At 59.5% G+C, this 6,942-nt stretch carries 8 protein-coding genes; 7 read left to right on the top strand and 1 reads right to left on the bottom strand.

The genetic code is table 11. From position 1 onward, the window contains the following. The 4 genes from AC1DUU_RS19085 to AC1DUU_RS19070 all read left to right on the top strand — a co-directional run. Positions 1 to 589 (top strand): amidohydrolase family protein (locus AC1DUU_RS19085; protein WP_476784973.1); only part of this gene is annotated, 589 nt, incomplete at its 5' end. A gap of 124 nt (positions 590 to 713) precedes the next feature. Next, positions 714 to 1,133 (top strand): FAS1-like dehydratase domain-containing protein, encoded by a 420-nt coding sequence (locus tag AC1DUU_RS19080; protein WP_476784972.1) that lies wholly within the window; start codon positions 714 to 716, stop codon positions 1,131 to 1,133. After that, positions 1,130 to 1,564 (top strand): MaoC/PaaZ C-terminal domain-containing protein, encoded by a 435-nt coding sequence (locus AC1DUU_RS19075; protein ID WP_476784971.1) that lies wholly within the window; start codon positions 1,130 to 1,132, stop codon positions 1,562 to 1,564. The genes AC1DUU_RS19080 and AC1DUU_RS19075 overlap by 4 nt, the downstream gene beginning before the upstream one ends. A gap of 10 nt (positions 1,565 to 1,574) precedes the next feature. Continuing rightward, entirely contained in the window at positions 1,575 to 2,042 is a 468-nt protein-coding gene (locus tag AC1DUU_RS19070; protein WP_476784970.1) for an N-acetyltransferase family protein, read from the top strand. Between the two features lie 31 nt (positions 2,043 to 2,073). Here AC1DUU_RS19070 and AC1DUU_RS19065 read toward each other — a convergent pair whose 3' ends face one another. After that, entirely contained in the window at positions 2,074 to 3,501 is a 1,428-nt protein-coding gene (locus AC1DUU_RS19065) for an amidohydrolase (protein ID WP_476784969.1), read from the bottom strand. 681 nt (positions 3,502 to 4,182) lie between these two features. On the opposite strand from AC1DUU_RS19065, the gene AC1DUU_RS19060 reads away from it, so the two are divergent. From AC1DUU_RS19060 to AC1DUU_RS19050, 3 genes are all read left to right on the top strand, one after another. Continuing rightward, positions 4,183 to 5,175 (top strand): ABC transporter ATP-binding protein, encoded by a 993-nt coding sequence (locus tag AC1DUU_RS19060; RefSeq protein WP_476784968.1) that lies wholly within the window; start codon positions 4,183 to 4,185, stop codon positions 5,173 to 5,175. After that, positions 5,165 to 6,175, top strand: a complete 1,011-nt coding sequence (locus AC1DUU_RS19055) for an ABC transporter ATP-binding protein (RefSeq protein ID WP_476784974.1) — start codon at positions 5,165 to 5,167, stop codon at positions 6,173 to 6,175. The genes AC1DUU_RS19060 and AC1DUU_RS19055 overlap by 11 nt, the downstream gene beginning before the upstream one ends. Positions 6,176 to 6,247: 72 nt before the next feature. Continuing rightward, positions 6,248 to 6,942: ABC transporter substrate-binding protein (locus tag AC1DUU_RS19050; protein WP_476784967.1), on the top strand; the 695-nt coding region annotated here is incomplete at its 3' end.

The raw sequence follows: 6,942 nt of genomic DNA, 5'->3' as shown, positions 1-6,942 counted from the left end.
CACCCACATGAACATCCTGGATGCGAGCGAGGTCGAGGCGGTCTCGGCAAGTGGCATGGCACTCGTTTGGCACCCCGGAAACGTCATGTACTACGCCATCTCCCAGACCGGCAGGAGCGCGTTTCCTGGATTGCATCGACGTGGCACCTCGGTGGCATTTGGCACCGATATCGCCAAGGTCTGGGCGTTTGGCGATCTTGGTTTCATCGCTTACCTGGTGAGCCGGGAATGGGGCGAGTACCTCACGTCGGAAGCCATACAGGAGATGTTCACGCTGGGCGGCGCCAGGGCGTTGGGCTTGAAAGACGAAGTCGGCAGCCTCCAAGTGGGCAAGCGCGCAGACATCGTCATCCGGACGAACGCGCTCCCCGATTCGCAGCCCAATGTCGATGCCGTGCGCCAGCTTGCGCTGGTCTCGCGCACCAAAGGCGTTGATACAGTTCTGTGCAACGGCGAGGTGATCGTTCGGCATGGCCGGCTGGTCAGGCTCGATGAATCCGAAATCTATCGACAGGCGCGGAAATCGGCCGAAGCTGTCGCCGTGCGCGCCGAGATCAAACCGAGCAACAGCTGGCCGCTTGTCACCTGACTATTCTGGTCCAAGTTATGCGCGCGATCGATTGTGAAAGTTGGGCTGATGACGAACGTAGAATTATCCAATGTTTCGTTCTGCTGTTGTCGTGTCGCGGCAACCTGGTAAGGGGAGGTCCGGCGTGATCTCGGTTGGCGACATCATCGAGGAATGGATGTTCACGGTCGAGGCCGGCAAGATTCGCGAATTCGCGCGTGCGGTGCGGGATATTCACGGCGGTGGTGAAGAGGTGATCGCGTCGTCGACGTTTCCGGTGGTGGCGTCCGCGGGCTTCGTCGAGCGGCTGATCACCGAAATCCTTAAGCTCGATCGTAGCCGTACGGTTCATGGCGCACAGCAGTACGAGTATTTCGCGCCGATACGCGCCGGCGACCGGCTGTGCTGCCGGGCACGTATGGTGGCCGACGAGATACGGACCGGGCGGCGCGGCGGACGCATGCGCGTGGTTAGTATCGAGACCGAATTCGCGTCCGTTGCGACCGGGAAAATCGTCTGCCGGGAAACCATGACCACCATCCAGACGGAGACGAACCAGTCATGACGCCGCCTGCGCCAATCGTCTTTGCTCCGCTAACGCGAACCGACTTTGTCCGCTACGCCGGCGCCTCGGGGGATTTCAATCCGCTGCATCACGATGCACGATTCGCCGAAGCCGCCGGGCTCTCCGATGTGATGGGTCACGGCATGCTTTCGGCCGGACTGCTCGCGTCGGCTGTCAGTGCATGGTTCGGGGCGGGCAGCATCCAGAAATTCTCGGTCCGTTTTCAAAAGCCGGTCTGGCCCGGCGACAGGCTCACCGCCTCTTGCGATATCGAAGCTGTTCGAAGCGAAGGCGGGGAGATGGTAGTGGATCTTACGCTGAAACTGGCGCGGGAGCCCTACGATATCGTGATATCGGGTACGGCTCTGGTCTTCACCACCCGATCGCTTCTTGATGACATGCCGAAGTCCCTAGGAAAACAAGGAAAATGAGGGAACTTTGATGCCTTCCAATACAGTACAGGTACGCCTCGCGCATGCGCAGGATCGCGATGCCTTCCTCGAAATGTGGGCGGATTTCGTGGCGCTCGCGCCGTCGGAGCCCGGCGATCGCAGCATGGGCGAAGCCAACTGGGCACGAATCCTGGATGCGGATACCCCGCTGGAATGCATTGTTGGAGTCGATGACCATGGCATGCAGCTAGGCTTTGTCTTGTTCCTTGCCTTCCCCTTCACCTGGAGCAATGGTGATGTCTGCTATTTGCAGGACATCTATGTTCGTTCCGAGAGCCGGGGCAAAGGTGTCGCCCAGGCGATGATCGATCATCTCCATGAGATTGCTCGGACGATGGGCTGGTTCAAGATTTTCTGGATGACGCAGTCCGACAACTATCCGGCCCAGCGGCTTTACGAAAAGGTCGCAGAACGAAAGGACTATATCCGTTACGACCTTGTCGTTCGCGCGCCTTAAAGTTCGCTCCTATTCGGCGCCACCGCTGCAATCACCAGGTCATCGCGGCAATTGGCGGCTTGGTCCCATCGGGAATGGGACTTTTGTAGTTGGCCTTGCCTGCGCGTTTTTCGTGCGCGGCCTTGGCCTTGGCGATCAAGTCCTTGTCGTGGATTGCATCGACCGCGGTGGCCGCCATTGCCTTGGCGGCATGGACCATCCCCTTGAGCGCGGCGGGGCTCTTGCCCTGCGCAACCAGTTGCCATGAGTGGAAGGGTGTGCCGATGGCAAAATTGGCCCCGTTCAACTGCACGGTCGGCACTACCCAGCTCACATCAGCGACATCTGTCGAGCCCATGCTGATCGCCTTGAGCATCGAGGGGTCACTGGCCACGATGAAATCGGCCAATGCCTTGTCGGGATCGACTTCACGACCGAAGGAAACAAAGGCATGACTGATCTCTTCGGGTGACAAGGTCCTCTGGATTTCCCTGGCGAAGTTGGCATCGGCCTCGTCGAATTCCGGTGCGCCAAGCTTGACGATGTTGCGCGCCATGATCTCTTGTAGTGGGCCGCACGGGATGTAGTTGGCGACGGCGCTGATCACCTCGATGGTGACCTTGGTTTCCGTCATCAGCGCGGCACCCCGGGCAATGTTCTTGACCCGCTCGAGCAAGCCAAACATCTCATCCAGGTTCCTGGCGCGCACGGCGTAGCGAACCTTGGCATAACCCTGCACGACATTTGGGGCGATGCCGCCGCCGTCGAGCATGGCGTAGTGAACCCGCGCATCGCTCGGCATGTGCTCGCGCATATAGTTGACGCCGACATTCATCAGCTCGACCGCATCCAGTGCGCTGCGGCCGAGATGGGGGGCTTCCGAGGCATGGGAGGAGCGCCCGAGGAATGAGAAATCGACCCGCGTATTGGCTAGGGTTTCGGACGACCAGAGTTCCACGGCCGCAGCAGGATGCCAGGTAATGGCGAAGTCGACGTCGTCGAAAAGGCCGGCCTTGACCATGAAGGCCTTGGCCGCTCCGCCTTCTTCTGCGGGACAGCCATAATAGCGCACGGTGCCAGGTAGCTTGTTTTCGACCAGCCAGTTCTTGACTGCGGTTGCCGCCAGCAAGGCGCCGGCCCCGAGCAGGTTATGTCCACAACCATGCCCATTCCCGCCACTTGTAACAGGCTGATGCTGGGCGATACCTGCCTGTTGGCTAAGCCCGGGCAACGCATCGTATTCACCCAGAAAAGCAATCACCGGGCCGCCGTTTCCGGCTTCGCCCATGATGGCCGTCGGGATGTCGGCGAGATTCGACTTGACCGCAAAGCCCTGCCGTTCGAGTTCGGCCAGATGCTCCTTTGACGAGCGCTGTTCCATGTAGCAAGTCTCGGGCATTCCCCAAATGCGATCCGACAACTCGATCAGTTCGTCCTTCTTCTCGTCGACATAGTCCCAGATTTCCGGGGTATTTTTCATGTCGCCTCATCACCCTTGTTTACGAACGCCGCACGAGCGACTGGAAGGACGGTGCCTGCATTGCTGCCTGGTTTGCGGTGTTGCCATCTTGTGCGATCCAGCACTTGTTGACCGGCCATTCTGCCGAGAACCGGTTCGAGGCCGTGGCGGCTCCAGACATATGGTTTGTTGTGCCGCACCGCCGTCAGCCGCAAGCCCAATGGCTAAGCGCGTGCGCAAAGATTCCCCAACATGAAAGTGAAGTCAATGTCAGTTGCCTGGCTTCGATTGACCGCCGGGGCGGTGCCGTTTCGACCGATGGGAGCCGTTGATATCGACGCTGTCCTCATGGGCTCTTTCGTCACCTGAGCGGCAGAGCGTTCCAAAATCAACCAGAATGACACCGGATTCGAGGGTTTCGTCGTGACCGGCGTTCGCCGAATCCTGCGAGCAGCCTTATTGCATTCGGCGGGATCCATCAGCTTGACCAGAGACGATTAATGAATATGATGTCATTATCATTTTACTGCCGTTCCTCCGGATTTAGAGATGGGATGGCCGGGCTGGTTGATCGCAGGGCGGGGTTTGCTTGAAGAGGTGGTGATCGGTTCCTGCCGGCTGCAGGCGGTTCACCGTAAATCCGACGCCGCGATGTCTGGCCTCGGATCGGGAGGAGCACGATATGTTCGGATATAGTATCCCATGACTGGTCTGCTTGAGGTCGATAATCTGACGACGGTTTTTCACACGCATAGCGGAACGCTTCATGCGGTGAACGGGATCAGTTTCGATCTGGACGAAGGCGAGTTGCTTGCCGTAGTCGGAGAGAGCGGCTCAGGCAAGAGCGTTGCCATGATGTCGCTCGTGCAATTGCTGACGAGCCCCCCGGCCAGGATCTCTGGCGGCCGCGTGATGTTCCAGAATCATGACCTCACTAAGCTGAGCGCATCGGAGATGCGCGAGATCCGCGGCTCGCAGATCGGCTTCATCTTCCAGGATCCGATGACGTCGCTCAATCCTGTATTCACGGTCGGGTTCCAGATCATGGAGCCGCTGCGCGAGCACATGGGGCTTTCAAAGAAGGCAGCCCGCACGCGCGCAGTCGAGCTGCTGGAACTGGTCGGTATCCCTGGCGCAGCCAAAAGGATCGACGACTACCCGCACCAGTTTTCTGGCGGAATGCGGCAGCGGGTCATGATCGCGATTGCACTTGCCTGCGACCCCAAGGTTCTGATCGCCGATGAGCCGACAACCGCGCTAGATGTGACCGTGCAGGCCCAGATACTGGAGCTTGTCCGCGATCTGCGCCGGAAGCTCGGCATGGGCATCATATGGATTACGCATGATCTCGGCGTGGCGGCGGGCATCGCCGATCGTGTCATGGTCATGTATGGAGGGCAGGTGATCGAGCACGCCAATGTGCGCGATCTCTTCAAGAATCCGCAGCATCCCTACACCAGAGCGCTGCTTGAGGCGCTGCCTAGCCGTCACCGGGCCGACGAAAACTTGCACAGTGTCCCCGGACAGCCGCCGCTTCTGTGGCAGCATCCGGCGTCTTGTGCCTTCGCGCCGCGCTGCAGCCACGTCTTTGAAAAATGCTGGCAGCGCAATCCCTTCCGGATCGAGCTGAATGACGGCCACGATGTGGCCTGCTGGTGGGACCCCCAGACAGGTGGAGYGCGCGATGTCGACTGAGGCGAGTCAGTCGACACAGGTCGTGTCCGAGGGTCATCCGCTGGTTCGTGTTGAGCGCCTGGCCGTGCATTTCCCGGTGTATAGGGGCCTCCTTCGCCGGCAGGTCGGGGCGGTCAGGGCTGTCGACGGATTGAGCTTCGATATCCGCAAGGGCGAGACGCTGGGGCTCGTGGGCGAAAGCGGTTGCGGAAAATCGACGACGGGCCGCGCCTTGTTGCGGCTGTGCTATGCGACCGCGGGAAGTATTTTCTTCGACGGGTCGGATGTAGCCGCACTCGAAGGTGAGACTTTGCGGCGTATGCGGCCGCGCATGCAGATGATCTTCCAGGACCCACAAGCCTCCTTGAACCCGCGCATGACGGTGGGGGCGATCATCGCCGAGCCGCTTGTCGAGCATCGCAAGTACCAGGGGGATGCGCGTGCCGCGCGGGTGGGCGAACTTCTGAATGCGGTGGGTCTTAGCCCCGATTATGTGAACCGCTATCCCCACGAGTTCTCGGGCGGGCAGCGCCAGCGTATCGGAATTGCACGGGCGCTCGCGCTCAATCCTGATTTCATCGTGTGCGACGAACCGATCGCCGCATTGGACGTGTCGATCCAGGCGCAGGTGGTCAATCTGCTGAAGGAACTGCAGAAGAAGCTCGGCCTCACCTACCWCTTTGTCAGCCATGACCTGTCGATGATCAGGCATATCGCTGACCGCGTCGCTGTCATGTACCTGGGCAAGATGGTTGAACTCGCCGATGTCGAGACTTTGTTCGCCGCGCCCAGGCATCCCTACACCAAGGCTTTATTGTCGGCAGTTCCGGTGCCCGACCCCGACGTCGAGGCGCAACGGCGCAGGATCATCCTGAAAGGCGACATCCCAGACCCTGCCAATCCGCCGCAAGGCTGCCGCTTCTGTACGCGCTGCCCGGAAGCGATCGAGCGGTGCTTTGTCGAGGAGCCTGTCTGGCGCGGAGCAGAGAGCAATCATCATGTGGCTTGCCACTTGGCTTAGCAAAAGGAGCCGCATTCTTCACCAGAGGATGAAGTCATTTCTGTCGGGAAACACAATAATAGGGGAAAACCAATGAGAAAGACTGCAGCAATTCTAGCCGTTACCTACGCCGCGTTCGCATCCGGCCAAGCCGCCGCCGACACGCAGCGCGGAAGAGACGGCAACTTGAAGATCATATTCTACCAAGCGGTGTCCGTGCTCAACCCGTTCATCTCCAGCGGAAACAAGGATGTTGATGCGGCCGCTTTGGTGCTTGAGCCATTGGCGCGCTACGATGAGAATGGCGCCATCGTGCCGGTTCTGGTCAAGGACATACCGACGCTTGAAAATGGCGGTGTGTCGAGCGACCTGAAGTCGATCGCCTGGCAATTGAAGCCCGGGCTGACCTGGTCGGACGGATCACCGGTTACGTCAAAGGATGTGGTTTTTACCGCAAAATACTGCATGGATCCGGCTGGGTCGTGCCAGCAGGTCGGAAATTTCGGCGAAGTTGCCAGCGTTGACGCGATCGACGATTTGACGGTCAAGGTAACGTTTTCCGGGCCCAAGGCATATCCGTTCGGCCCATTTGTCGGCGGCCAGTCGCCCATTCTCCAGAGCGCGCAGTTCAAGGACTGCCTTGGCGCAAAAATGCTTCAGTGCACGGATCAGAATTTCAAACCAATCGGCACCGGCCCCTTCAGGGTTGTCGACTTCAAAGCCAATGATGTCGTCACCTTTGAAGCCAATCCCAACTTTCGTGATGCCACAAAGCCCGCCTTCGCCAC

The organism is Aminobacter sp. P4_H6_2, from assembly GCF_056400805.1.
The sequence above is the reverse complement of the archived record's forward strand: the minus strand, read 5'-3'. Positions and strand labels throughout refer to the sequence as shown.

What these genes read in the sequence shown, in the direction of transcription:
- AC1DUU_RS19075 (WP_476784971.1), top strand. Translation starts at nt 1,130, where the DNA reads ATGACGCCGCCTGCGCCAATCGTCTTTGCTCCGCTAACGCGAACCGAC.
- AC1DUU_RS19065 (WP_476784969.1), bottom strand. Translation starts at nt 3,501, where the DNA reads ATGAAAAATACCCCGGAAATCTGGGACTATGTCGACGAGAAGAAGGAC.
- AC1DUU_RS19070 (WP_476784970.1), top strand. Translation starts at nt 1,575, where the DNA reads ATGCCTTCCAATACAGTACAGGTACGCCTCGCGCATGCGCAGGATCGC.